Origin of the sequence: Stenotrophomonas sp. PS02298 (assembly GCF_029959445.1) — a bacterium.
GTDB lineage: Bacteria > Pseudomonadota > Gammaproteobacteria > Xanthomonadales > Xanthomonadaceae > Stenotrophomonas.
The window spans coordinates 1-872 of record NZ_JASCOR010000330.1; the positions used below are offsets into that span (position 1 = coordinate 1).

General features: G+C 62.0%; 1 pseudogene. It reads right to left on the reverse strand.

From position 1 onward, the window contains the following. Positions 1 to 804: pseudogene (locus QMX78_RS21470) on the reverse strand (IS3 family transposase); the annotation flags it as partial. Positions 805 to 872 lie beyond the last annotated feature (68 nt).

The window sequence follows — 872 nt, forward strand, 5'->3', positions numbered from 1 at the left end:
CGTTGTCGGTCCGGATCACCTGCGGCAGACCTCGGGTCAGTGCCAGCCGGGCCAGCACCCGTGCCACGCCGTAGCCGGAGATCGCCCGCTCCACCTCAATCGCTACCGCCTCGTGCGTGGCATCGTCGACGATCGTCAGCGCCTTGATTACACGACCCTCGGCTGTGCGATCGAACACGAAGTCCATTGACCAGACCTGATTGGCTGCCTCCGGCCGCAGCAACGGTTGACGCTCGCCCAGCAGCACTTTCTTACGCTTGCGCCGACGCACCTGCAACTTGGCCTCCTGATACAAGCGTTCCACCCGCTTGTAATTCACCGACCACTGCTCCTGCCGCAACTTCAGGTAGATCATCCCCACGCCGTAGCGTTTGTGTCGCTGTGCCAGCGCCAGGATCCGCTCGCGAAGTTCGACATTGCGATCGGGGCGCGGGACATAGCGCAGTGCGCTGGCGCTCATTCGTACCACGGCCAGTGCCCGCCTCTCTGTGAGCCCGCGCTCCATTAAATGCCGCACCAGCGTCCTGCGCGCCGGTGCGCTCACCACTTTTTTCGTAGGGCGTCCTTGATGACGTCGTTCTCCAGCAACTGCTCGGACAGCAGCTTCTTCAGCCGGGCATTCTCCGCCTCCAGCTCCTTGAGTCGCTTGGCCTCCGGCACACTCATGCCGCCAAACTTGCTGCGCCACAGGTAGTAGGACGCCTCACTAAACCCGTGTCGGCGGCACAGCTCTTTCACCGCCATGCCGGCCTCTGCCTCACGCAGGAAGCCAATGATCTGCTCTTCGGAAAAGCGCTTCTTCATGTCCAATCTCCGTCTCGTTGGGGATTGAACTCCAAATCGCCGCGCTACTCAAAATCGGGGGAACGTCG